Here is a 2,449-nt window from a genome sequence, read left to right on the forward strand (position 1 = left end):
ACCGCCTACACCGCCCGACTCGACGGCACCCCACCCGACTGGACCCCACTACCCGTCCACTACGCCGACTACACCCTGTGGCAACGCGAACTGCTGGGCGACCCCGACGACCCGACCAGCCCGCTGGCCCGCCAGTTGGAGTTCTGGCGGCAGGCGCTGGCCGGCGTGCCCGACGAGCTGCCGCTGCCCGCCGACCGGGCCCGCCCGGCCGGGGCGACCGGCCGGGGCGACTCGGTGCCGCTGGCGCTGGACGCCCGCCTGCACCGCGGCCTGCTGGACCTGGCCCGGACGAGCGGCGCCACGCTGTTCATGGTGCTCCAGGCCGGGTTCGCGGCCCTGCTCACCCGCCTGGGCGCGGGCACCGACGTGCCCGCCGGCTCACCGGTGGCCGGGCGCACCGACGAGGCCCTGGACGAGCTGGTCGGCTTCTTCGTCAACACCCTCGTCCTGCGCACCGACACCAGCGGCGACCCGACGTTCCGCGAGCTGCTGGCCCGGGTCCGGGACACCGACCTCGCCGCCTACGACCACCAGGACGTGCCGTTCGAGCGCCTCGTCGAGGAGCTGAACCCGGTGCGCTCGCTGTCCCGGCACCCGCTGTTCCAGGTGATGCTGGTGCTCCAGAACAACGCCGAGGCGCGGATCGACGTGCCGGGGCTGGTCGTCGAGGTGCGCCCGGTGGACACGGGCGCGGCGAAGTTCGACCTCACCCTGGGCCTGCGCGAGGAGCACGACCCGACCGGCGCGCCCGCGGGCATCACCGGCGCCCTGGAGTTCGCCACCGACCTGTTCGACCGGTCCACGGTCGCGGCCCTGGCCGACCGGCTGACCCGGATGTTCGCCGCGGTGCTGGCCGACCCGGACACCCGGATCAGCCGCCCCGAGCTGCTGGACCCGCAGGAGCGGCGCTCCCTGCTGGCGGCGTGGACCGACACCGCCGCCGACGCCCCGGTGGACCGCTGCGCGCACGAGCTGGTGGCCGCGCAGGCCCGGCGCACGCCGGACGCGGTGGCGCTGGTGCACGGCGATGCGCGGGTCACCTACGGCGAGCTGCTGGACCGGGTGAACCGGCTGGCGCACGAGCTGGTCGACCGGGGCGTGCGCACCGGCGAGGTGGTCGGGGTGCTGCTCGACCGCGACGTCGACCTGGTGGTGGCCGTGCTGGCCGCGCTCACCGCGGGCGCGGGCTACACCACGCTGGACGCCCGGTTCCCGGTGCGGCGGCTGGCCGAGCTGGTGGAGCGCACCGGTGCGCCGCTGGTGATCACCCGCGGGCGCCTGGCCGACCGCGTGACCGGCGTGCCGCTGCTGGTGCTCGACGACCCGCGCGACGCCGGGCGGGTCGCGGCCCGGCCGGCGACGCCGCCGGACGTGCCGGTGGACCCGGCCGACGTGGCGTGCGTGATGTTCACCTCCGGCTCCACCGGCACGCCCAAGGGCGTGGTCGCGCCCCACCGGGCCCTGGTCGGCACCCTGCTCAGCCAGGAGTACGTGGACTTCTCCCCCGACCAGGTGTGGTTGCAGTGCTCGCCGGTGTCGTGGGACGCGTTCGCCCTGGAGCTGTTCGGGCCGCTGCTGTCCGGCGCGACCTGCGTGCTCCAGCCCGGTCCGACGCCCGAGCCGACGCTGGTCCGCGAGCTGGTGGCCCGCCACCGGATCACCACCGTGCACCTGTCCGCGAGCCTGCTCAACCACCTGCTCGACGAGTACCCGGACGCGCTGGTCGGCGTGGAGCAGATCATGACCGGCGGCGAGCCCGCGTCGGTGGCGCACCTGCGCAAGCTGCTGGACCGCCACCCCGGCGTGCGGCTGGTCAACGGCTACTCGCCCGTGGAGAACATGATCTTCACCGTCTGCCACCGGGTGCGGCTGGAGGACACCGAGCTGCCGTCGATCCCGGTGGGCAGGCCGATCAGCAACAAGGGCTTCTACGTGCTGGACGCCCACCTCAACCTGCTGCCGCCGGGCGTGGTCGGCGAGCTGTACATGACCGGCGTCGGCCTGGCGCGCGGCTACCTGCGGGCGCCCGCCCAGACCGCCGAGCGGTTCGTGGCCTGCCCGCACGGCGAGCCCGGCGAGCGCATGTACCGCACCGGCGACCTGGTGAAGTGGCGCGCCGACGGCGTGCTGGAGTTCCTGGGCCGCGCCGACGACCAGATCAAGATCCGCGGCTTCCGCGTGGAGCCCGGCGAGGTCGTCAACGCCCTGACCCGGCACCCGCGCGTGCGGCAGGCGGCGGTCGTGGTGCGCGAGGACCGGCCCGGCGACAAGCGCCTGGTCGCCTACGTGGTGCCCGAGCCCGGCGAGACGCCCGAGGCGGCGGCGCTGCGGGCGCACGCCGAGGAGCACCTGCCCGAGCACCTGCGGCCCAGCGCCTACGTGCGGCTGGCCGAGCTGCCCCGCAACGCCAACGGCAAGCTCGACCGCGCGGCCCTGCCACCGCCGGACC

1 protein-coding gene is annotated in these 2,449 nt (G+C 75.5%); it reads left to right on the top strand.

All coding sequences use genetic code 11. From position 1 onward, the window contains the following. Window positions 1–2,449: non-ribosomal peptide synthetase (locus ACFV4N_RS42755; RefSeq protein WP_499678414.1), on the top strand; the 2,449-nt coding region annotated here is incomplete at both ends.

The organism is Actinosynnema sp. NPDC059797 (genome assembly GCF_042732085.1).
Lineage (GTDB): Bacteria > Actinomycetota > Actinomycetes > Mycobacteriales > Pseudonocardiaceae > Actinosynnema.